Annotated in this window: 17 protein-coding genes and 3 tRNA genes; 10 read left to right on the forward strand and 10 right to left on the reverse strand. The window is 64.2% G+C overall.

Annotation, left to right across the window (positions count from 1 at the left end; genetic code table 11):
• Positions 1-14 precede the first annotated feature (14 nt).
• The 3 genes from Q5Z11_RS13690 to Q5Z11_RS13700 all read left to right on the forward strand — a co-directional run bounded on the left by Q5Z11_RS13690 (position 15) and on the right by Q5Z11_RS13700 (position 757).
• Positions 15-101: transfer RNA gene (locus tag Q5Z11_RS13690), tRNA-Leu, on the forward strand.
• Between the two features lie 229 nt (positions 102-330).
• Positions 331-417 (forward strand) — tRNA-Leu (locus tag Q5Z11_RS13695).
• Between the two features lie 253 nt (positions 418-670).
• Positions 671-757: transfer RNA gene (locus tag Q5Z11_RS13700), tRNA-Leu, on the forward strand.
• Positions 758-1025: 268 nt separating this feature from the next.
• On the opposite strand, the gene Q5Z11_RS13705 is transcribed toward Q5Z11_RS13700, so the two are convergent.
• Genes Q5Z11_RS13705 through Q5Z11_RS13720 form a run of 4 tightly spaced genes read right to left on the reverse strand, consistent with a single transcriptional unit; the run spans position 1026 to position 5725 of the window.
• A complete protein-coding gene (locus tag Q5Z11_RS13705; RefSeq protein ID WP_303746913.1) occupies positions 1026-2585 on the reverse strand; it encodes a DHA2 family efflux MFS transporter permease subunit in 1560 nt (519 codons plus the stop codon).
• Positions 2586-2592: 7 nt separating this feature from the next.
• A complete protein-coding gene (locus Q5Z11_RS13710) occupies positions 2593-3774 on the reverse strand; it encodes an HlyD family secretion protein (protein ID WP_303746914.1) in 1182 nt (393 codons plus the stop codon).
• Positions 3775-3785: 11 nt separating this feature from the next.
• Positions 3786-5273 (reverse strand): efflux transporter outer membrane subunit, encoded by a 1488-nt coding sequence (locus Q5Z11_RS13715; protein ID WP_303746915.1) that lies wholly within the window; start codon positions 5271-5273, stop codon positions 3786-3788.
• 5 nt (positions 5274-5278) lie between these two features.
• Positions 5279-5725, reverse strand: coding sequence for a MarR family winged helix-turn-helix transcriptional regulator (locus Q5Z11_RS13720; RefSeq protein WP_303746916.1), 447 nt, complete (start codon positions 5723-5725; stop codon positions 5279-5281).
• A gap of 219 nt (positions 5726-5944) precedes the next feature.
• On the opposite strand from Q5Z11_RS13720, the gene Q5Z11_RS13725 reads away from it, so the two are divergent.
• The 3 genes from Q5Z11_RS13725 to Q5Z11_RS13735 all read left to right on the forward strand — a co-directional run bounded on the left by Q5Z11_RS13725 (position 5945) and on the right by Q5Z11_RS13735 (position 9952).
• On the forward strand, positions 5945-6808 hold the full coding sequence (locus Q5Z11_RS13725) for a helix-turn-helix domain-containing protein (RefSeq protein WP_303746917.1): 864 nt from the start codon (positions 5945-5947) through the stop codon (positions 6806-6808).
• Between the two features lie 64 nt (positions 6809-6872).
• Positions 6873-9116 carry a DNA topoisomerase IV subunit A gene (parC, locus tag Q5Z11_RS13730; RefSeq protein ID WP_303746918.1) on the forward strand — a complete coding sequence of 748 codons (2244 nt, stop codon included), beginning with the start codon at positions 6873-6875 and terminating at the stop codon, positions 9114-9116.
• A gap of 179 nt (positions 9117-9295) precedes the next feature.
• Complete coding sequence (locus Q5Z11_RS13735; protein WP_303746919.1) at positions 9296-9952, forward strand: thiopurine S-methyltransferase; 657 nt, start codon at positions 9296-9298, stop codon at positions 9950-9952.
• 129 nt (positions 9953-10081) lie between these two features.
• Here the strand turns inward: Q5Z11_RS13735 and Q5Z11_RS13740 are convergent, their stop codons facing one another.
• On the reverse strand, positions 10082-10570 hold the full coding sequence (locus Q5Z11_RS13740) for a bacterioferritin (protein WP_303746920.1): 489 nt from the start codon (positions 10568-10570) through the stop codon (positions 10082-10084).
• A gap of 150 nt (positions 10571-10720) precedes the next feature.
• Between Q5Z11_RS13740 and Q5Z11_RS13745 the strand changes: the two genes are divergently transcribed.
• Complete coding sequence (locus tag Q5Z11_RS13745) at positions 10721-13045, forward strand: penicillin acylase family protein (protein ID WP_303746921.1); 2325 nt, start codon at positions 10721-10723, stop codon at positions 13043-13045.
• 142 nt (positions 13046-13187) lie between these two features.
• Here Q5Z11_RS13745 and Q5Z11_RS13750 read toward each other — a convergent pair whose 3' ends face one another.
• A complete protein-coding gene (locus Q5Z11_RS13750; protein ID WP_303746922.1) occupies positions 13188-13592 on the reverse strand; it encodes a RidA family protein in 405 nt (134 codons plus the stop codon).
• Between the two features lie 162 nt (positions 13593-13754).
• Complete coding sequence (gene asnB / locus Q5Z11_RS13755; RefSeq protein ID WP_303746923.1) at positions 13755-15440, reverse strand: asparagine synthase B; 1686 nt, start codon at positions 15438-15440, stop codon at positions 13755-13757.
• Positions 15441-15798: 358 nt separating this feature from the next.
• Here asnB and Q5Z11_RS13760 point away from each other — a divergent pair, with 358 nt between their 5' ends.
• The 3 genes from Q5Z11_RS13760 (at position 15799) to Q5Z11_RS13770 (ending at position 18605) form a co-directional block, all read left to right on the forward strand.
• Positions 15799-16695: a tetratricopeptide repeat protein gene (locus tag Q5Z11_RS13760; RefSeq protein ID WP_303746924.1), complete on the forward strand. Its 897-nt coding sequence runs from the start codon at positions 15799-15801 to the stop codon at positions 16693-16695.
• Positions 16696-16790: 95 nt separating this feature from the next.
• Positions 16791-17477 (forward strand): pentapeptide repeat-containing protein, encoded by a 687-nt coding sequence (locus Q5Z11_RS13765; RefSeq protein ID WP_303746925.1) that lies wholly within the window; start codon positions 16791-16793, stop codon positions 17475-17477.
• 375 nt (positions 17478-17852) lie between these two features.
• Entirely contained in the window at positions 17853-18605 is a 753-nt protein-coding gene (locus Q5Z11_RS13770; RefSeq protein WP_303746926.1) for an SDR family oxidoreductase, read from the forward strand.
• 154 nt (positions 18606-18759) lie between these two features.
• Here the strand turns inward: Q5Z11_RS13770 and Q5Z11_RS13775 are convergent, their stop codons facing one another.
• The 3 genes from Q5Z11_RS13775 to Q5Z11_RS13785 are packed head-to-tail and all read right to left on the reverse strand — an operon-like array spanning position 18760 to position 23232.
• Entirely contained in the window at positions 18760-21633 is a 2874-nt protein-coding gene (locus Q5Z11_RS13775; RefSeq protein WP_303746927.1) for a ligand-binding sensor domain-containing diguanylate cyclase, read from the reverse strand.
• Positions 21634-21689: 56 nt separating this feature from the next.
• On the reverse strand, positions 21690-22817 hold the full coding sequence (gene dapE, locus Q5Z11_RS13780; protein WP_303746928.1) for a succinyl-diaminopimelate desuccinylase: 1128 nt from the start codon (positions 22815-22817) through the stop codon (positions 21690-21692).
• Positions 22818-22875: 58 nt separating this feature from the next.
• On the reverse strand, positions 22876-23232 hold the full coding sequence (locus Q5Z11_RS13785; protein WP_303746929.1) for a Spx/MgsR family RNA polymerase-binding regulatory protein: 357 nt from the start codon (positions 23230-23232) through the stop codon (positions 22876-22878).
• Positions 23233-23334 lie beyond the last annotated feature (102 nt).

Consider the following 23334-nt stretch of genomic DNA (forward strand, 5'->3'; position numbering starts at 1 on the left):
GCGCGGCCTGAAGTGCCCAGGTGGCGGAATTGGTAGACGCACTAGCTTCAGGTGCTAGCGGGGGCAACTCCGTGGAGGTTCGAGTCCTCTCCTGGGCACCACGTTTCAAGATCAAACCCGCGAAAGCGGGTTTTTTCGTTTCTGCGGTTCGAACAAACAGGCCGCGGTTGCCCGGGTAAGCGAAGCGCACCCGGGTCTCCCCCAACGCTGGAAGGCAGCCGTGGCTACCCCCGGGTGCGCTGCGCTTACCCGGGCTACGCTCACCGCGCTTTTTCTTCACAAACCTGTTGACGGCACCAGAAACGTCCTACATAATGTCGCTCCTGAGTCGCCCAGGTGGCGGAATTGGTAGACGCACTAGCTTCAGGTGCTAGCGGGGGCAACTCCGTGGAGGTTCGAGTCCTCTCCTGGGCACCATGACTCAAACGAAACAACCCGCGAAAGCGGGTTTTTTTGTGCCCGCAGTTTTACCTGTAGTGCCGAGCCATGCTCGGCAGAAGCCTTACCGATAATCCCAACGGTAGTGCCGAGCCATGCTCGGCAGAAGCTTTACCGGTAGAGCCCCTGCCGAGCATGGCTCGGCACTACGGCGGTCTCCCTCGACGTGAAATTTCTTCGCGCAAATCGTTGACAGTTTTCTTCACACTCGGCACAATTCGTCTCCTGAGTCGCCCAGGTGGCGGAATTGGTAGACGCACTAGCTTCAGGTGCTAGCGGGGGCAACTCCGTGGAGGTTCGAGTCCTCTCCTGGGCACCACGACTCAAACGAAACAACCCGCGAAAGCGGGTTTTTTTGTGCCCGATGTTTTTGTAGTGCCGAGCCATGCTCGGCAGAGGCTTTACCGACAATCCCAACCTGTAGTGCCGAGCCATGCTCGGCATGAGGCTTTACCGGTGAAGCCCGATTGCCGAGCATGGCTCGGCACTACAGATAAAAGCGAAGCCCGCAATCTATCCGATTGCGGGCTTCGCTGTAGTTTCATTGCAGTCGGCTTCGCGGCTTACGCCGCTCCCACAAACAAGGATCAGTGACCACCTGCCGACGCTGCACCAGCACCCGCACCAAACGGGGGCTTGGCCAGCCACACCAGGCCGATGATCAGCAGGAACACCCAGCCCAGCAGCAGGAAGATGTCGTTGAAGCCCATCTGCGAGGCCTGGTGATTGATCATCTCGTTGAGCACCGCCGCACCATGCTGCAGATCGCCCTGCCCCATCGCGGTCACCTGCTGATGCATGCCCGGATCGTATAGCGACACATGTTCGGTCAGATCAGCATGATGTTGTTGAGTCCGACGCGCCCACAACCACGTGGTAAGCGACGCCGCGAAGCTGCCCGCCAAGGTGCGCAGGAAGGTCGCCAGGCCAGAGCCGGCGGCGATCTCGCGGCCGTCAAGGTCGGACAACAGGATCTGCAACACCGGCATGAAGAACAGCGCCAACCCAACACCCATCAGCAACTGCACGCCGGCAACGTGCTCGAAGTTGACCTGCAGGTTGAAGCCAGAGCGCATGAAACTGGTCATCGACAACACGAAGAACGCAATCGTCGCCAGGTAGCGCATGTCGACCTTGTGGCCGAACTTGCCCAGCACCGGCGCCACCATGATCGGCAGGATGCCCAATGGCGCAGTGGCCAGGCCGGCCCAGATCGCGGTATAGCCCATGTCACGCTGCAACCACTGCGGGATCATCAACGCCACCGAGAAGAACGCCGCGTAACCAACAATCATCGCCAAGGTGCCGGCGCGGAAGTTGCGATGCCGCAGCAACTTCAGGTCAACAATGGGGTCCTTGTCGGTCAGCTCCCAGATCACGAACACCGCCAGCATCACCGCAGCAATACAGGTCAGCACCACGATCTTGGTCGAGTTGAACCAGTCTTCCTCGTTGCCCAGATCCAGCATCAGCTGCAGGCAGCCGACGCCGATCACCAGGGTGACCAGGCCGACGTAATCCATCTTCGGCCGCTCGGTGGTTTCCACGCGATGGCGCAGCTGGCTGCCGACAATCGCCGCGGCGATGATGCCCAACGGCACGTTGATCAGGAAGATCCATTCCCAGCTGTAGTTGTCGGTGATCCAGCCACCGAGGATGGGACCGGCAATCGGCGCGACCACGGTGATCATCGCCAGCAAGGCCAAAGCCTGCCCGCGCTTCTCCCGTGGATAGATCGACACCAGCAGCGACTGGGTGATCGGGTACATCGGCCCGGCCACGAAGCCCTGCAGCGCGCGCGACACCACCAGCATGCCCATGCTCTGGGCGATGCCGCACAACAGCGAGGCGATCGAGAACGCGATGGTCGCCCAGATGAAGAGCTTCACTTCACCGAAGCGGCGGCTCAACCACCCCGTCAGCGGCAAGGCAATCGCCGTGCTGACCGCGAACGAGGTGATGACCCAGGTCGCCTGCTGCGAACTGGCGCCGAGGTTGCCGGCGATCGTCGGCAACGAGACATTGGCGATGGTGGTATCCAGCACCTGCATAAACGAGGCCAGCGCCAGGCCGGCCGTGCACAATGCAACATTGGCTGGCCCTGCGCCGAACGTCGTGGCCGGCGCCGTGGGAGCTTGAGCGGACATGGTGACCTCAGCTGGCGCGCGCGGACTGCGGCAGGTTGTCCTGGATGATGCTGTGGATCAGCGCGTCGGCATCGTGCAGCTGCTTGGCATAGACCTGCGTGCCGTACACCGTGCCCTTGGCTGCATCGGCCGGCAGCACCGTGCCCTTCTGGTCGTGCAGGTTGACCTCGGCCTTCATCGACAGACCCAGGCGCAGCGGATGCTCGGCAAGCTGCTTGGCGTCGACGGCGATGCGCACCGGCACGCGCTGCACGATCTTGATCCAGTTGCCGCTGGCGTTCTGCGCCGGCAGCAACGAGAACGCCGAACCGGTACCCAGGCCGAGGTTGGTGATATGACCCTTGTAGGTCACGTCGCCACCGTACAGGTCCGAGCGCAGCTCCACTTCCTGGCCCAGGCGCATGTGCCGCAGCTGGGTTTCCTTGAAGTTCGCATCCACCCACATCTGTTCGGCCGGCACCACCGCCATCAAGGCCGCACCCGGCTGCACGCGCTGGCCGACCTGCACCGAGCGACGTGCAACATAACCGGTGACCGGCGCAACGATGCCGGCACGTGCGTTGTTGAGATAGGCCTGGCGCAGCTGTGCCGCAGCCGCCTGCACGTCCGGCTGGGTGGCGATGACGGTGTCGTCGATCAGCGCGCGGCTGCGCTCGACGGTCTCGCGCGAACCGGCAACGGCGGCCTCGGCAGCGGCCAGCTCGTCACGGGCGTGGGCCAGTTCCTCATTGGAAATGGCACCGCTGGCAGCAAGGTCACGGCGACGGGCGAAGTCTTCGCGAGCACGCTTCACCGACACCATCCGCGCGTTCAATTCCGCCTGCGCACCTTCCGCACTGCGGTACAGGCCGCGCACCTGGCGCACGGTGCTGGCGAGGTTGGCCTGCGCCTGCTGCATCGCCACTTCGGTATCGGCCGGGTCCAGCTGCACCAGCAGTTGGCCCTGCTCCACCTTCATGCCGTCATCGGCGGCGATGGACACCACGGTGCCGGTGATCTGCGGGGTGATCTGCACCTGGTTGCCGCCGACATAGGCGTCGTCGGTTTCCTCGGCCCAGCGGCCCAGGAAGTAGTACCACGCGGCAAACGCTGCCAGCAGGATCATGATGACGAACAACAGGCCGCGCAGCAGCTTGCCGCGACGGCTCGGAGCGGCGGCTGCCGCATCGGGGGAGGTTGTCTGGCTCATTCGGGGGACTCTCAGGAATGCGTGGTGTCGTTGCCGGCGGCAGCGGCCGGCGCCGTGTCGGCGGTGGGCTGGAAGCCGCCGCCGAGGGCGGTGCTCAGGCGTACCGAAGACAGCAGTTGCTGTGATTGCAGGTTGCTCAGCCCCTGGTCGGCCTGCAGCAGGCGGTCCTGGGTGCTGAGTACATCGAGGTAATTGCCGATACCAGCGCGGTAGCGCTGCTGCGCAAGCTCGTAGGCGGTCTGCGCGATGCCACGCAGCTGCTGCTGCGCCTGCACCTGCTCGGCCAGCGAACGGCTGGCGTTGACCTGGTCGGCAACGTCGCGCAGGGCCTCCACCAGGGTGTGGTTGTAGTTGGCCACGGCAAGGTCATAGTCGGCATCGCTGCTGGCCAGGCCGGCGCGCAGGCGACCGCCATCGAAGATCGGCAGGCTCAGCGCAGGCGCCAGCAGGCCGAAGGTGGAGCCGCTTTCCAGCAGGCTGCCCAGGTCCTTGGACACGACCCCGCCCAAGGCGGTCAGGTTGAGGTTGGGATAGAAACGGGTCTTGGCCACCTTGACCTGCTTGTCCGCCGCTTCCACGCGCCAGCGCGCGGCAACGATATCCGGACGCCGGCCCAGCAGTTCGCTGGGAACTACACCTGGCAGCTGCAGGGCCAGCGGATTCAATTCATTCGGAACCTTGATGTCCAGGCCGCGATCCGGTCCTTTGCCAAGCAGCGCGGCCAGCGCATTGCGCGACACATCGATCTGCTGCTGCGCGGCCACTTGCTGCTGTTGTGCGGCTGGCAGCCGTGCCTGTGCCTGCTGCACCTGCAGTTCGCTGTCGATACCGGCGGCGCGACGCTGGCGGGTCAGCTGCAAGGTCTTCTCGGCGCGCGCCAGTTCGTCATTGGCAACACGCTGAAGTTGCCCGGCATGGGCCAGTTGCACGTAGCCCTGGACGATGGCGGCAGCCAGGTCCAGGCGCGCAGCCTGCGCATCCACGGCAGCGGCGTGGCCGCTGTCGACGGCAGCTTCCCAGGCGGCACGCTTGCCGCCCCATAGGTCGACGCCATAGCTGAAGTTGGCCACGGCCTGCACGCTGCCCATGTAATGCCCGCCGATTTCATCGCCGGCCATGGATTCGGGCAGACGCATGCCGGTGTAGCCCGGTGACAACGACAGGCTGGGCTTGCGCTCGGCATTGCTGCTGGCGGCGTGTGCCTGGGCCTGGCGCAGGCGCGCGTCGGCGGCTTCCAGCGAAGGAGAACCGCGCAGGGCTTCGTCGATCAGCGCATCCAACTGCGGGTCGGCGAGTGCACGCCACCAGTCGGCGGCGGGAAAGCCCGCTGAGCTGAGCGACGTACCGGCCAGGCTGCGGCTGCTGTGCAGGCTGTCGGCATCCAGCAGTCGTCCCTGCGGTTGCAGGCCACGGCTGCTGGCGCAGGCGGCCAGCGTAAGAACCAGCGCCGCGGCCAGGAGGCCGCGGGCGGGTGAAACCAGGGATGTGGGGGAGGACATGGTTTTCATGGGGTCATCAAGGAGTCACGTATACGGAGCAGCAGGGACATCAACATCTCCCGCTCCTCCACCTGCAGGTCACGCATGGCGTCTTCCATCACCTTGTCGCCACGCTGTTTCAAGCGCAGCCACAGGGCACGGCCTTCATCGGTGAGCACGATCTGCAATGCACGACGGTCCTGCGCATGCGTCTCGCGGCGCACGCAACCAAGCGCTTCGAACTTGTCCAGCAGACGGGTCACCGCGCTGGGGACCTGGTCCAGGCCGCGTGCAAGCTGGTTGGCGGTACAGGGCGCCATGTGCATCAAGGTCTTCAGACCGATGTAGTGGCTGAATCCAAGGCCGAGGTCTTCCTCGGCCATGGAGGCATCAAGCTGCCGGGCGAGGCCATCGCGGACTTGCCGCAGCAACAGGCCAAAGCTGGGGGGCTGGGTGGTGTCGGCACAGATCATGGGCGGGCATTTTCCTTCCAGATGGAATATTTCTCAATGGAAATATTCTACTTGGTATCAAATGCTGTGTTGCACCAATGGTGTTTGCGGCCGACCTGGACACAGTAATGGCTGTGAACGTGGCCCGGTAATACAATCCAGCCAATGAATGACGAAATCCAGCCAAGCGCAGGCGCAACCCTCTCTTCGGTCCGGCGCCGTGCACCGCAGGGCTTTGACATGCAGCTGCCCGCCCCGCTGCTGCGTGACCAGGAACTGGACTGGTTCGAGCGCGACGACGGGCCGCCGGTCTTCGGCTTCCGCTTCGACAGCCCGCGGGGCCTGGCCCGCGAGGTGGACTGGCACCAGCACGCGCGGGCACAGCTGATCTGCGTCGAGCGCGGCCTTCTGACCACCCGCACTCGCCACGGCACCTGGTCCTTGCCGGCAGGTTCGGGTGGCTGGATGCCCGCGGCCGAGCCGCATACGGTGGTGATCGACGGCCCGCTGCGTGGCTGGGGCATGGCCCTGGCCAGCCCGATCTGTGTTGATTTACCCGACGATCCCTGCGTGATCGGCATTTCCCGCCTGCTCAATGCCTTGGCCGAGCGGATCAGCGACTGGTCGCCGGAACAACCACTGTCAGCGCCCCAGCAGCACATGATGGATGTACTGCTGGACGAAATCCGGCAGGCACCGCGCCAGCGCATGCACCTGCCGATGCCGGCCGATCGGCGCCTGCTGCGGATCGCCTCGCAACTGCTGGCCGAGCCGGCCGATGACCGCAGCCTTGCGCAATGGGCACAGTGGGCGGGCTTGTCGCCGCGCAGCCTGAGCCGCCACTTCCGCGACGAGACCACCTTGAGCTTCGCCCAGTGGCGGCAGCAGGCACGACTGGCCGAGGCGCTGCGCCGCCTCAACGACGGCCATGCCGTGGCCGACATCGCCCATTCACTGGGGTTCAGCAGCCCCAGCGCCTTCGTGATCGTGTTCCGCCGCCACTTCGGCCTGCCGCCCGGCCGCTACCAGAGCCGAGCCGATCAGGGGCTGGAAGGCGGGCTCGATCCCATCCGCGGCTTGGCATCTCCGCCGCCATCCGGATAATCGTCGGATCAGGCAGCCGGCGGTCCCCGCCTTGGCTCCGCACAACAGGTAGCACCCACCCGCAATGACTGAGTCTGCACGCCCCGCTTACCATGGCTTCGAACAGCAGCCACTGCGCGAATACGCTGAACGCGCCTATCTTGATTACTCCATGTACGTGGTGCTGGACCGCGCCCTGCCGTTCATCGGCGACGGGCTCAAGCCGGTGCAGCGCCGCATCATCTATTCGATGAGCGAACTGGGCCTGGGTGCCGCATCCAAGCCCAAGAAGTCCGCCCGCACCGTCGGTGACGTCATCGGTAAGTACCACCCGCACGGCGACAGCGCCTGCTACGAGGCCCTGGTGCTGATGGCCCAGCCGTTCTCGTTCCGCTACCCGCTGATCGACGGTCAGGGCAACTTCGGCTCCAGCGATGATCCCAAATCGTTTGCGGCCATGCGTTACACCGAATCCAAGCTGACCCCGATCGCCGAGGTGTTGCTGGGCGAACTGGGCCAGGGCACCACCGACTGGTCGCCGAACTTCGACGGCACCCTGGAAGAGCCGAGCTGGTTGCCGGCACGCCTGCCGCACCTGCTGCTCAACGGCACCACCGGCATCGCCGTGGGCATGGCCACCGACGTACCGCCGCACAATCTCAATGAGATCGTCAGCGCGCTGGTGCGCCTGATCGACGAGCCGGATACCACCGTCGCCGAGCTCTGCGAGCACGTGAAGGGCCCGGACTACCCGACCACCGCCGAGATCATCACCTCGCCGTCGGACCTGCGGAACATCTACGAGACCGGCAACGGCAGCGTACGTGCACGCGCCACCTTCAAGAAGGAAGGCAGCAACATCGTCATCGATGCGCTGCCGCACCAGGTCTCGCCGTCCAAGGTGATCGAGCAGATCGCCGCGCAGATGCGCGCCAAGAAGCTGCCGTGGCTGGAAGACATCCGCGACGAATCCGACCATGCCAACCCGGTGCGCGTGGTGTTGATGCCGCGCTCCAACCGCGTCGACGCCGAACAGCTGATGGGCCACCTGTTCGCCATCACCGATCTTGAGCGCAGCTACCGCGTCAACCTCAACGTCATCGGTCTGGACGGTCGTCCGCAGGTCAAGAACCTGAAGATGCTGCTCAGCGAGTGGCTGCGCTTCCGCCAGGACACGGTCACCCGCCGCCTCAACCATCGCCTGCAGAAGGTCGAGCGTCGCCTGCACCTGTTGGAAGGCCTGCTGGTTGCCTTCCTCAACCTGGACGAAGTGATCCGCATCATCCGCACCGAGGACGATGCCAAGGCCGCGTTGATCGCGCGCTTCGCACTGAGCGAAGACCAGGCCGAGTACATCCTGGAAACCAAGCTCAAGCAGCTTGCACGCCTGGAAGAAATGAAGATCCGCGGCGAGCAGGATGAGCTGGCCAAGGAGCGCGACAAGATCCTCTCGATCCTGCAGAGCAGCGCCAAGCTGAAGAAACTGGTCAAGGACGAACTGCTGGCCGACGCCAAGAAGTTCGGCGATGAACGCCGTTCGCCGCTGGTGCAGCGCGGTGCCGCCCAGGCCATCGACGAGACCGAGCTGGTGCCCAGCGAACCGATGACCGTGGTGCTGTCGGAAAAGGGTTGGGTACGCGCAGCCAAGGGCCACGATGTCGATGGCTCGACCCTGAACTACCGCGACGGCGACAGCCTGCTGGCAGTGGCACGCACGCGAAGCACGCAGCAGGTCGCCTTCCTCGATACCGAAGGCCGCGCCTACTCCACGCCGGTGCATACCCTGCCCTCGGCACGTGGCAATGGCGAGCCGCTGACCGGCCGTTTCTCGCCGGCTCCGGGCAGCAGCTTCGTCACCGTGGCCAGCGGCGACAACAACACCCGCTTCGTGTTGGCATCCACCCACGGCTATGGCTTCGTCACCCGCTTCGAGAACCTGACCGGCCGCAACAAGGCCGGCAAGGCGATGCTCAACCTGTCCGCTGGGTCGGCCGTACTGACCCCGTCCCTGGTCGCCAACCCGGAGACCGACCGCATCGTCGCGGTCACCAGCGCCGGCAACATGCTCGCCATCCCGGCCAGCGAGCTGCCTGAGCTGGACAAGGGCAAGGGCAACAAGATCATCGAGATCCCCAAGGCCAAGCTCTCCACCGAGCGCGTGGTCGCGGTGGTCGCGGTAGGCCCCGGCAACACCCTGCTGGTGCGCAGTGGTCAGCGCACCATGAACCTGTCGTTCAAGGACCTGGAGACGTATCTGGGAACGCGGGCGACGCGCGGGCATCTGCTGCCGAGAGGCTGGCAGAAGGTCGAAGGGCTGGAAGTCCAGTAAACAGAGAAGGCCGGGCAATGCCCGGCCTTCTGCTTTTTGTTTCGTGTAGGAGCGGCGTAAGCCGCGAAGCCACAAATCCAAACCGCGTCAGCAACCACGAAGCACCATTGATCCACTGCCCTCAGCTTCGCGGCTTACGCCACTCCTACAAACCACCGGCAACGCAAGCGGAGAACCCCATGCAACCCGACTTCTGGCTGCAACGTTGGCAGAACGGTCAAATCGGCTTCCATCGCAACGAGGTGATGCCGCTGCTGCAGAAGCACTGGCCCGAACTGCAACTGCCGGCAGGCAGCCGCGTGCTGGTGCCACTGTGCGGCAAGACCCTGGACATGCACTGGCTGGCCGCCCAAGGCCATCGCGTGCTCGGCGTTGAACTGTCACCGATGGCCATCGAGCAGTTCTTCGCAGAAGCCGACATCACCCCGCAACGCCACAGCAGCCAGTACGGCGAGCATTACAGCGCCGGGCCGATTGAAATCATCTGTGGTGATGCCTTCGCGCTGGATGCGGACTTGCTGGGCGATATCGCCGGCGTCTACGACCGCGCAGCACTGATCGCCTTGCCGCCGCACCTACGCCAGCACTACCGCGACACCTTGTATGGGCAGTTGCCGGTAGGCTGCCAAGGCGTGCTGATCACCCTGGAATACCCGCAGGACGAAAAGCAGGGCCCACCATTTTCGGTGGAAGAAGCGGAAGTCCAACGCCTGTTCGCCACACCGTGGCAGGCCGGCCTGCTGGAGCGGCGGGACATCCTCGACCAGCAGCCGGATTTCCGCGCCGACGGCGCAACCGCGCTATCCACTGCCGTCTACAGGCTGCAGCGCCTGTAATGCCTGTACTGCCGACCCATGGTCGGCAGGGGCATTACCGGCAAACCCAACGACCCGCAGTGCCGACCCATGGTCGGCAGCGGCGTTACCGATAGATTCAAATGCCGACCATGGGTCGGCACTACAGGATCAATGCGCCGGGGTGCCCTTGGCGTCCATCTTGCTCAGCTGGTACAGCTCCAGGCCAATACGCTTGATCAGGCCCAACTGCTTCTCCAGCCACCAGGCATGGTCTTCCTCGGTGTCACGCAACTGCAGCAGCAGGATGTCGCGGCTGACATAGTCACCCTGCGCTTCGCACAGCTTCACACCGGCGGCGAGGTTGGCGCGCACCTGGTATTCGACCTGCAGGTCCTTCTCCAGCATTTCCATCACGGTCACGCCGGGCTCGAACGCGTGCGGACGCATGTCCGGGTTGCCGCCGAGGAACAGGATGCGACGCAGCAGCGCATCTGCGTGCTCGGTCTCTTCTTCCATCTCGTGGCCGATACGCTCGTACAGCGCCAGCAGGCCCTGATCTTCGTAACGACGGGAATGGATGAAGTACTGGTCGCGCGCAGCCAGTTCGCCGCGCAGCAGCTCCTTCAGGCACTCAACGACTTCGGATTTGCCCTGCATGGGGGGATGCTCCTGATGATTCGATGTGCATAGGGTGCCCCATCTGAAAATCCAATGATCTAATCGGAATCACTTTCAGTTGCGATTCCCTCTCTTTCGGCTTCACAAGCTGTCTACAATCGCGACAGAACCGTTACCGGGGGTAGGCCTGTGCTGCGTTGGCTGCTGCGTTCGCTTTGGGTTGTATTGGGGCTTTTGCTGGTAGTGCTGCTGGCCACCTGGGGCTTGCTGCGCGGCAGTCTGCCGCAATTGGACGGGGAGCTGGCCCTGCCGGGGCTGTCTGCGCCGGTCAGCATCCAGCGCGACGCGCTGGGGGTGCTCACCGTCGAAGCCGCCAATGAGACCGATATGGCCCGCGCCCTGGGCTATGTCCACGCGCAGGAGCGCTTCTTCGAGATGGACCTGATGCGGCGCTCAGCCGCCGGCGAGCTGTCCGAGCTGTTCGGCGCCAAGGCCCTGCCGCTGGACAAACGCATGCGCGTGCAACGCCTGCGCGCTCATACCCAGCAGAACCTGGGCGCGGCCCTCGGCGACAAACGCGGCGTCATCGAGGCCTACCGCGACGGCGTCAATGCCGGCCTGGCCGCGCTGCCGGTACGGCCCTGGCCTTACCTGCTGTTGCGCCAGCAACCGCGCGCCTGGGAGTTGGAGGACTCGGTGCTGACCGGGCTGGCGATGTACGCCGACCTGCAGGACCCGACCAATACCCGCGAACTGGCGATGGCACGCATCCGCAGCGTGGTGCCGCCCGCCCTGTACGCAATGCTTTCCCACGACGGCAGCAGCTGGGATGCGCCCTTGTTTGGCGCACCCCGAGGCGACGCGGTGTTACCGGATGCGACAACGCTGGACCTGCGCAAGCAGATTGGCACGGCGCCACCTGCGCCGGTAGCAGCGGACTCTGATGTCCTGGGCAGCAACAACTTCGCAGTAGCCGGCGCCCTGACCGAAGACGGTCGCGCCATCATCGCCGACGACATGCACCTGGGCCTGCGTGCGCCCAACATCTGGTTCCGCGCACGCCTGCGCTATGCCGACCCGACCGCGCCGGAAGGCAAGGTCGATGTTGCTGGATTCACCCTGCCCGGCCTGCCTGCGGTCATCGTCGGCAGCAATACGCGGGTGGCCTGGGCCTTCACCAACAGCTATATCGACACCGCCGACTACACCACCCTGCCCGCGGACACCCCGCTGCGCACCGTCAACGAGTCCATCGCCGTTGCCGGCGCGCGCCCGGAGCAGCTGCTGGTACGCGAAAGCGACTGGGGCCCAGTGCTGCATGACGAACCCAACGGGCAACTGCTGGCCCTGCGCTGGGTTGGCCAGCAGGCTGGCGCGGTGCGTCTGGATTTCGCCGACATGGCCAAGGCCGCCGATCTCGACGCTGCCTTTGCAGTAGCCGATCGCTCCGGCATCCCTGCACAGAATCTATTGCTCGCTGACCGCAGCGGACGCATCGCCTGGCGCCTGATCGGCGCGCGTCCCGCGCGTGACCCGGCCTGCCATGCCGATGCGGCGGCCCAGACCAACTGCGCACCGTGGCCGATCCGCACCGATCAGGCACCAGCGCTGATCGACCCACCCGATCACCGTTTATGGACAGCCAATGGCCGCGTGCTCGATGGCGCCGCGCTGGCCGAGGCCGGTGACGGCGGTTATGACTTCGGTGCACGCGCCAAGCAGATCCGCGACGGCCTGTTCGCCCGCGAAAGCTTCAAGGAAAGTGACCTGCTGGCAATCCAGCTCGATGACCGCGCCCTGCTGATGGAGCGCTGGTGGAAGCTGCTGCGGCAGACCGTCGAGCACAGCGACGATCCGGCGCTGAAGCGACTGGAAGCCGCCAGCCGGCAGTGGCAGGGCCGCGCTTCCACCGATTCCGTCAGCTACCGGATGGCGCGCGGCTTCCGCGGCATCCTGATGGACAACATGGAAGGCGCGCTGCTGGCACCGGCCAAGGAACAGTTGGGCGAACGTTACATCCCACCCAAACTGGCCCAGTTCGAAGGCCTGCTATGGCCCTTGCTCAGCGAACGTCCGCCGCACCTGTTGCCACCGCCTTATGAGAGCTGGGATGCATTGCTGGCCGACAGCGCCCGTCAACTGGAAAAAGATCTGGCCGAACAAGGCCCGGATCTGGCGCAACGCAGCTGGGGCGAGCGCAACACCGCCGCGATCTGCCATCCGGTCTCGATGGCATTGCCGGGTCTATTCAAGCGCTGGCTGTGCATGCCGGCCCAGCCATTGGCTGGCGACGACAACATGCCGCGGGTGGTCGGACCCAAGTTTGGTGCGTCCGAGCGCATGGTGGTGTCGCCCGGTCACGAAGCCGACGGCATCGTTCACATGCCCGGCGGCCAGAGTGGCCATCCGCTGTCGCCGTTCTGGGGCGCAGGCCACGACGACTGGGTGGAAGGCCGACCGACTCCGTTCCTGCCGGGTAAGGCAGCGCATAGCTTGAGCTTGAGCCCGCGCTGAGTAACCAGCACATGGCTGCAATCTGATTGTGGGAGCGGTGTAAGCCGCGAGGCAGGATTTACCGGAACCATCGACGCGTCTGCGACCTGATGGTCTCCCTGCTTCGCGGCTTACGCCGCTCCTACAAATGGCGGATACGCGCTTACTTCAGGCGCACCGTCCACTCCACTTCGAGCTTGGCTTCGGCGTCGAACAGACGGCTGATCTGCACCCAGCTCGCGGCCGGATACTTGCCGTCGGCGAAGAAGGTCTTGCGGTCGGGAATGGCCTTGATCAAGCCATCCATGTCGGTGGTGAACACGGTTTCCTTCACCACCTGGCTGCTGTCGGCATCGAACTGCTGCAGGATCTTGGTCAGCTTGCCGTAGCAGTCGCGCACCGCGACGTGCATGTCCGCACCTCGGCACGGGACGCCGGAGATGTGCAGCGTATCGCCATCACGTACCACGCCGGTGTAGCCGATATCGGTTTCCCAGCTGCCCAGTTGATGCCGCTCCAGCGGCACCTCGTTGGCGTGGGCGAACGAACTGCAGAACAGGCCAAGCATCACTAACGCACAAGCGCGCATCGAAAGTCCTTTTGATTGGTTAGCCAGACAGAGCTGTTGCTTCGTGGTCGTACGCGCCAGATTGTGCCGCATGTTGACCTCTCCCCAACCCCTCTGCCGCGAGGGGAGAGGGGCTTTCGAGCACATTCAGGCCGCGGGCTTTCAGCCCGCCAGGGCCTGCTCGTGCACACCGGCCACGGCGCGGCCGGACGGATCGGCCATGCTGGCGAAGCTGGCGTCCCAGGCAATCGCCGCTGGTGACGAGCAGGCAATCGACTTGCCGCCCGGCACGGTTTCCGATGCAGCATGGCTGGGGAAGAACTGCTCGAACACATGGCGGTAGTAATAGGCCTCCTTGGTCTGCGGCGGGTTGTGCGGGAAGCGCTTGTCGGCCGCCGCCAGCACGCGGTCGCTGACCTGGGCTTCGGCATGCGCCTTAAGACCGTCGATCCAGCCATAGCCGACGCCGTCGCTGAACTGTTCCTTCTGCCGCCACAGGATTTCCTTGGGCAGATAGCCTTCGAAGGCCTCGCGCAGCACTGCCTTCTCGATGCGACCGCTGGCCTTGTCGACCATCTTGTGGCGCGCGTCCATCTTCATCGCCACATCCAGGAACTCGCGGTCCAGGAACGGCACTCGCGGCTCCACGCCCCAGGCCATCATCGACTTGTTCGCGCGCAGGCAGTCGTAGTTGTTCAGCGCATCGAGCTTGCGCACCAGCTCTTCGTGGAACTCCCGCGCGTTCGGCGCCTTGTGGAAGTACAGGTAGCCGCCAAAGATCTCGTCGCTGCCTTCGCCGGACAGCACCATCTTCACGCCCATTGCCTTGATTCGTCGTGCCAGCAGGAACATCGGCGTGGATGCGCGGATGGTGGTGACGTCATAGGTTTCGACGTGACGGATCACCTCCGGCACTGCATCCAGACCTTCTTCGAAGGTGTACTCGAAGCCGTGATGCACCGTGCCCAGCATTTCCGCCGCCACCTTGGCCGCCGCCAGGTCGGGCGAACCCTTCAAGCCGATGGCGAAGCTGTGCAGACGCGGCCACCAGGCTTCACTCTGACCACCGTCCTCGATGCGGTTGCGTGCATAGCGCGCCGCGACCGCGGCGACCAGCGACGAATCCAGGCCACCGGACAGCAGCACACCGTACGGCACGTCGGTCATCAGCTGGCGGTGCACAGCGCGTTCGAAGGCCTCGCGCAGTTCGGCCAACGATACATCCACGCCCTCGACTGCGGCGTAGTCGCGCCACGGACGCTCGTAGTACTTGCTCAGCGTATCGGTGCTGCTGTCATACCAGTGGCCGGGCGGGAACTGCGCGACATCGGCGCAGGTATCGGACAGCGACTTCATTTCCGAGGCCACGCACAGCCGGCCCTGCTTGTCGTGGCCCCAGTACAGGGGCACCACGCCGATCGGGTCGCGGGCGATGATCACGCGCTGCTTGGCACGGTCCCACAGCGCGAAGGCGAAGATGCCGTTGAGCCTGTTCAAGTAGGACGCCGGTTCGTCTTCACGGTACAGCGCGTTGATCACTTCGCAGTCCGAGCCAGTCTGGAAGGCGTAGGGCTGGGTCAGTTCCTTCTTCAGCTCCTGGTGGTTGTAGATCTCACCGTTCACTGCCAGCGCCAGCTGGCCGTCGTCCGACAGCAGCGGCTGCGAGCCACCGGCCGGGTCAACGATGGCCAGGCGCTCGTGCACCAGGATGGCGCCGTCGTCTACATAAACACCGCTCCAGTCCGGGCCGCGATGCCGCTGGCGCTGGGATTGTTCAAGCGCCTGCCGACGCAGCGCCTGCAGGTCGTCACCGGGTTGCAGGCCAAAAATGCCGAAGATGGAACACATGGGAAAGCTCCTGGGTTGTGTGGGGACAAACATTGGAAGCAACGGCCTCAAGACCTGCAGCCGCTCGGTGTTCCCGCCCCGGCCACAAAAAAACCCGCATCGACCGATGCGGGTTTTCTGGTGTCCTGAGCGTGTTGCCTGTTCTAGCTCTGGTCGCAGTCCCGCAGTGGCCGCGCACGATTATTCGCGCGCAGATTATTGCGGTTGTTATTGTTGACGGCGGTGGCCAGGAACGAGGACATGGCGCTGACCGTATCCCGCTTTCGGCGCCCGCGCAACTGTTGCTTTGGCAACCGATTCAGCGGCCGGGCCGGCGCACTCCGCGATAATCGCCCGCCCCGCTCCCCGGACCCGCTGGATGCCCCGTCCCACGCCCCGCCTGCTGCTGTACGCCCTGCCCCTGTTCACCTTGCTCGGTTGCGCAACAACGCCGGCCACCCGTCCGCCGAGTGACACCGAGCGCGATGCCCTGTCCGCAGCCGCCGATGGTCAGTTCGACTCCGCCCTGCGGGTGGCGAAGATGTATCAGGCCTGGAACGACCCGCGCGCATTGGACTGGTACGCGCGCGCAGCGGCGACAACGCCGCGCACCCACCGCAGCACAGGTGCCGAAGAGCAACTGGGCAGGATCCTTGAGCGCGGTCGCCTGGACAGCAGCGATGACCCGCAGAAGCCGGGAGATGTCCGCTTCAAGCCTTCGCCACGCAAGGCATTCCGCTGGTACCAGAGCGCCGCTTACCATGGCTCGCCGTATGCCATGTCCGATCTGGCACGCTGGTACGAACGCCAAAGCGACATGGCGGGCGCACTGCGCTGGCGGCTGCGTTCGGCGGTGTATATGCGTGAACTGTACAAGCTGGACGCATTGCGCAACGCAACTCTCGCCTCAACTGAAGCTGCGCGCCTTGCCCCCGACCAGCTCTCCACCAATGCGACCATCGCCCGCATCCAGCGGCGCGCCGCGCGCGGCGACGCCGAGGCCCAGGTCGACCTGGGCACCTTGCACGAAGCAGGCATTGGCGTGCCCGAGGACAAGAGCGAAGCACTGCGCTGGTACCAGCGCGCAGGCGAACAAGGCAATGTCTACGGCCAGTACTTCGCAGGTTTGGCATTGGGCCGCGGCGGCAAGGGCCTGCAGAAGGATGAAGCTGCAGCGGCGGCATGGTTTGCGCAGGCCCATGCGCAGGAGTTCTACATGGCCGAGGAATCCTATTGGCGCAAAGCCATCGCACCGCCATTCTTCATCTTCGAATAGACCCGGGGTCTGTACACACATAAGCCAGCGCGACAAGACTGCATCAGCAGGCCGATGTCGCGCAGAATAAAGCGCTGGCATCTGCAGGGTTGGACATGACGAACACCGCCGTTTTCCGCGAAGAAACCATCGACCGCGCGCGCATGCAGCAGATCATCCGCGAGCATCCTCAGACGGCGGTGTTTGAATCCTGCATGCTGGACGAAGGCGATTTCTCGCGCCTGGACATGGACGGCTACCAGTTCAAGCAGTGCTCGCTGACAAGGGCCAACTGGCTGGCCGCATCATTGGAGGAAAGCCAGTGGCAGAAATGCCGTGGCAGCCACTGCGATTTCAGTTCAGCGCAGCTCAGTGATTCGCGCTTCGATCACTGCGACCTCAACAACAGCTTCTGGCGACGCGCCACGCTGTCGTCGGTGCAGTTCAAGGACTGCAAACTGACCGGCGCCCACCTGCAGGAAGTAAGCGGCTGGGCACTGGAGTTCCGTGATTGCCTGCTGGTCAGCGCCGACCTGCGCGGCATGTCGTTCCGCAAGGCGCAGCTGGAAGGCATGGACTTCTCCGATGCCGACCTCTCAGGCTGCGACTTCCGCGATGCCGTATTCACTGGCGGCAGCCTGCGCAACACACAGACCCGCCTGACCCGCTTCGAAGGTGCCGACCTGCGCGAGACCGATATCAGCGGACTCAACGTGATGGACAGCAAGCACTTCAAGAAGGCGGTGATCTCGCAGCGGCAGGCTGCGGCGGCGTTGGCTGCTTTCGGACTGATCGTCGCATAAGGCAGTAGGCTGGCATGGATTACTGGCCATGCGTCTGGCAAGCGCCCCAGCACACCTCTGCCTGCCCACTGCTACCGTCTTTGCCGCCTATCGTACCCAGCCTCCTCGCGCATGTCTGAGTCGACACCTTGGGGAGTTGGAAGCAATGAAATCGGAGCTTGGAAAGCCAGGCGACCAGCTGCATTCGAGTGTCGGCTCGAGCCTGTACGGCTGAACATGCGACCGTCTGTACCCGGACTTCAGGGCTGTCGCGCACTATTGCGCTTCGATCATTTGATGTCTGTTTTTGCACTTGACTCCAACCTGACCTGATGAAATTTTCGGTGAACGGCCAATCAATCCGTCTCGATGAAACCGACAAGGTGGAGGAGTCAAATGGGAGCTGTAGATGGAAAAGTTGCGCTTGTAAGTGGCGCCGCACGAGGTATCGGGGCCGCGGTTGTGCATCGCCTGATCGAGGAAGGTGCATCCGTCGTCTTCGGCGATATTCTCGATGACGACGGCAGCAAGTTGGCACTGGCACTGGGCGAACGTGCCCACTACGTTCACCTCGATGTCACCAGCCCCAATGACTGGGCTGCGGCGATAGCGCTGGCGCAGCAAACGTTCGGCAGGCTGGACATCCTCGTGAACAACGCTGGCATCGTCAAATCCGGTTCGATCCTGGATCTCAGTGTCGAAGACTGGAACCTGGTGATCGATATCAACCTCAATGGCGTCTTCCTGGGAATGCGAGCCGCTGCGAAGGCGCTTATCGCATCCGGTGCTGGATCGATCATCAACGTATCCTCTACTGCCGGATTCCTTGGTTTTGAAGACCTCGCCCCCTATAGCGCGTCCAAATTCGGCGTACGCGGCCTTACCCGGTCGGTCGCACTGGAACTTGGGCGTTACGGCGTGCGGGTCAATTCAGTACATCCGGGCTTGATAGAAACGCCATTGTCAGCCTCCAGATTGGCGCAGGATCAGGGCCATGTCGCTCTCAACCGCGCAGGAAAACCCAACGAAATCGCCAACATGGTGCTCTTCCTGGCCAGCGACGCGTCGAGCTTTTCAACAGGGGCAGAGTTTGTCGCCGACGGCGGCGCGCTGGCCGGCGTCATCGACAGGCAGGTCTCGCCCAGTTGATGTCCCGCGCGTCGAAGGCGTTCTGATTGAACAAGGCCAGCACTCAACTCAAGACGCTTGCTCTTGCCCTGGATGATAGTCACTCCAGCGAAGAACATCCGCCTGAGCGCGGGCGATTCTGCGCACTGACGTTATTGCGCACTTCAGTTCCTGCTCACTGGAGACAGCCGACCTCCACCCGGTTGCGCCCCTCGCGTTTGCCGCGGTACAGCGCCAGATCGGCGCAGCTTACCAACGCCATCGGATCTTCCTGAGCCACTGGAATGCAGACCGCCACCCCGACACTGATCGTCACCCGCTGACCAGCAGCACCGGTGACCTGCTCCACTGCACTGCGAAGCCGCTCGCCTCGCGCCATCGCCATCTGCTCATCGCAAGCCGGCAGGATCAGCACGAATTCCTCGCCGCCGTAGCGCGCGACCAGCTCTTCGGCACCCGTTACCTGCGCGGCCAACGTCTGCGCTACACGGCGCAGCTGCAGGTCGCCGATGTGGTGGCCGTGGGTGTCGTTGAACTGTTTGAAGTGATCCACGTCGATCATCATCACCGCCAGCGGCTCCTGTCGTACCGCGCAACGCTGCCAGGCACGCGGCAAGGCTTTCTCCATCGCGTGGCGGTTGGCGATGCCGGTGAGTCCGTCGGTGACGGCCAGCGCCGAAAGCCGTGAGTTGGCGCTCTGCAGCTCGGCAGTGCGCTCGTTGATCTTCTGCTCAAGCAGGCGGTTTTGTGCATTGATGGCGCGGGTGCGTAGCCGCACCACCGCGACCACGAACAATAGACCCGCCACGCCAAAGCCCACCCGAACCCAGGGCCGCTGGTACCAGAACGGTGCAACCTGCAGCGGGTAGCTCATCACCTCGGTAGGCGCGGCGCCCAGCACGCGCGCCTGCAGCTGGAAGTCGTAAGTGCCCGCAGGCAAGCGCTGGTAGGTCAGCTCGCGCCCAGCCGTCCATGGCGACCATTCGTCGTGATAGCCCGGCATCCGATAACGGAACTCGACTTCCGGCTCCATGCTCTGCACGCCGAAGCGCAGGGCCAAGCCCGCCCCGGCTGGCAAGTGCGGCGTTGTTTTTGGCAACAGAGGCAAAAGTACGGGCGGATGATTCGGACCTTGCAGCTCGATGCGATCCAACCGCGCCTGCGGCGGTGTCGCGATGGATTCGACCGCAGCGGGATCCAACTGCAACACGCTGTCACGGGTAACCACGCGCAGTTGCCCATCACCGTGCAGCCCCACCGTCATGAAGCCTGGCACGCGGCTATCGCTGACCTGCTGCAGTTGGAACGTGGTCGCACCGGGCTTGCGCCACCACAGCTGTCGCGCCGTCCAGGCAAAACTGCCCTTGGCGTTATCCTCGCCTTCCAGCTCCATGGGTGTTTGCAATCCGGTGAGCACAGGCAACTCGGCCGCAACAAACCGGTCGCCCTGCAAACGGTGCACCTGCTGTCCTGTGATGCCGTAAAGAACGCCGCCAATGCGGAGCAGTCGCACTCCGTGTCTTGCCACGTCGGGCAGCCCTTGCGCCGCGCCATAGCGCTGATCGCTGAGCAACTGCCCACTGTCCGGATCAAAGCGCCAGCGATGCGCGCCGCCAACGGCGTCGCCGGCCCATACCTCGCCCGCTGCGGTCTCGTACACGCCATGGACGGGCTTGCCGTCGGTTTGCCATTGCGCGACCACCTGCCAGCGTCCGCTGCGTTGGCCAAGCACAATGATCCGGTTGCTGGCCATGGCAAACATCAGCCCTGGGTCGAACGCCGAAGCCAACAACCTGCTGACGCTGTCACCCAAGGTCGCTGCCAGCAGCCGACGCGGCTGAGACTGCCCCGGGTCCAGCACCGACAGACCGTAACGATCACCGATCAGCAGACCCGCAGACGTACCCTCCAGCGCAAACGTCTCAAGATCCCGATGCGGCCATTGCTGTTGCGAGAACTCCGGCGTCGCCGCTGCCGAGGCCTGCGCACTCCACACTCCCATGCTTGCCACCCACAGGCGGCCGTCATACCAGGTGCTGTCGAAGATGCGTCCGTTCAGGCCATGCAGACGCCCATAGCGCGTCCAGGGCAGCGACCAGCGCAGACGCGCGATGCCGTTCTCGCCCGAGATCCACACCGCACCCTCGCGGTCCTCCACCAGGTCGTGCATCTCACCCGCACACGCCGCAAAGCTGTCGAGCAGGCGCAGGCCGGGCGAGAAACGCATGATCGTGCCGTCGAAACTACCAATCGCGAAGCCGCCATCGGCAAGTGCGATGCCGGTGTAAGGCTCGTGCAGACGGAAGGCCGCATCAGCCTCCGTGTCGAGCTTGCGTACGTGCATGCCATCACTGAAATGGAAGCCATCGGCCGCGGCAAACAACAAGCCGCCACGGTACGGCCAGGCCGCGGGAATACGCAGCTTGGCGAGCGACTCCATGCCTTCGACCAGCACCATCGCCGCCTTGTCGACACGGTAGAGCCCTTGCCCCGGAACCCGGAAGAAGACCTCATCGCCGGCTACCAGCGGGCGCGTACGTGCGCCAGCGGGCAGCTGCATACGCGTGGTGCTGCCGTCCTTCTCGAGTACAAACAAGGAGCCAGCGCTAACCGCGTGCACACCACGCGAGGTTTCCCCCAGCGAGAAGACCTCGACCGGCCCTTGCACCAGGCCCGCATTGGCCAAGCGCGGCAGCAGGTCAACGAATTTGTGGGTGCCATCCGCCTGCCGCAGCAAGCGCCCGAACACACCCGCGCCAGCAACATGGATGCTGCCATCGCGCGCCAACATGATCGAGTACACCGGCGCTTCGCCAGACGCCTCCAGCAGCTCCCATACGCCACTGCGGAAGATCATCACGCCTTCGCCGCTGGCTGCGTACAGGTTGCCAGTGCGATCAACGACCACGCCAGGATAGGTTGGCGCGGCGGGCAACTGGCTGGCCCCGAACTGACGCAGCAGCGGCAAGCCATGCATTGTGGTGGTGGCGTGCGCCAATGGCAGCAGGCACGCCAGCAAGAAGACCATCAGCCCTTTACGGAACCACATTTGAACACTGTCCATCTCGCCCCCCCGGCAAGATTGTGCACGTGCACCGTAACAGCTCAGTCCAGCAGTTTTTCGATCAGTTTCCGGTACAGGTCAGGCAGCGCTTCCAGGTCGGCCACGCGCACGTTCTCATCGACCTGGTGGATGCTGGCATTGACCGGCCCCACCTCGATGCATTGTGCGCCCAACGGGGCGATGAAGCGGGCATCGGAGGTACCACCGCCGGTGCTTTCTTCGGGCGCGGCACCGGCGAATTCAGCCAGCACTGCGCGGGCGACGCTGCGCAGGCGGCCTTCCGGCGTATAGAACGGCTCGCCGCTGCGATGCCAATGCAGGTCGTAGTCCAGGCCGTGACGATCCAACAGCGCACCGATCTCGGCCTCCAGCTTGTCGGCATTCCAATGCGGGTTGTAACGCAGGTTGAACATCACCAGCAGCTCGCCCGGGATCACATTGTTGGCGCCGGTGCCGGCGTTGATGTTGGATATCTGCAGGCTGGTGGACGGGAAGCTTTCGTAGCCATCGTCCCAATGACGGGCAGTCAGCTCAGCCAATGCAGGTGCGGCCAGATGGATCGGGTTCTTCGCCTTGTCCGGATAGGCCACATGGCCCTGCACGCCCTTGATGCGCAGCTTGGCCGAGAGGCTGCCACGGCGGCCGACACGCAGCAGGTCGCCAAGCTTGGCCGTGGACGAAGGCTCACCGGTAATACACCAGTCGATGCCCTGCCCGCGCTCCACAAACAGCTTGGCAACGTGGCGCACGCCATCGATGGCGTCGCCTTCTTCATCACTGGTCAGCAGCACCGCCAGCGTACCGGGGTGGTTCGGATGGGCAGCGACGAATTGTTCGGCGGCCACCACGAAGGCGGCAACACTGCCCTTCATGTCGGCAGTGCCGCGCCCGTACAGCACGCCATCACGCACCTCCGGCTTGAACGGATCGCTGCTCCAGGTCTCGACCGGACCAGTCGGCACCACGTCGGTGTGGCCGAGCAGTACCAACACCGGCGCGCCGCTGCCGTGGGTGGCCCAGAGGTTGTCGACTTCGCCCAGGCGCAGGTGTTCGCAGTTGAAGCCTGCGGCGTTGAGGCGGCCTGCGATCAGCTGCTGGCAACCGGCGTCTTCCGGGGTTACCGAAGGGCGGGCGATCAGATCGCAGGTCAGGGCTAGTACGTCGTTCATGGCGGCCTTATGGATCGGTGGCTTCGCGGCTTGCGCCGCTCCTGCATGTGGTGGTGGATCAGGCGATGTTGAAGCGGGCCTTGAAGCCGTTGTCGCTGAAACCCTGGCTCAGGTTGCCGTCGTCGGTGATCACCAGCGGGCGCTTGATCAACTGCGGGTATTCGCGCAGCAGCAACTTCCACTCGGCATCGGACTCGGGCGACTTGCGGTTGTCCGGCAGCTGCCGCCAGGTGGTCGAGGATTTGTTGATCATCGCCGCGAAGCCGCCGGCCTTGCCCGCCCATTCGAGCAGGGTTTCCGGGCTGGGCTTGTTGTCGCGGTAGTCGACGAAGGTGTAAGCGACGTTGAAGCGGTCCAGCCACTTGGTGGCTTTCTTGCAGGTGTCGCAGTTTTTAAGTCCGTAGATCGTGGTCATGGTTTAAAGCTCGCGTTGATCTGCTCCCCTCTCCCGCTTGCGGGAGAGGGGCTGGGGGTGAGGGGAAGCTTCCAGCTAGCAATCAAAGCTTCCAACCCGCAG

Source organism: Stenotrophomonas sp. 610A2, from assembly GCF_030549615.1.
In the GTDB taxonomy this organism is placed as follows: Bacteria; Pseudomonadota; Gammaproteobacteria; order Xanthomonadales; family Xanthomonadaceae; genus Stenotrophomonas; species Stenotrophomonas pigmentata.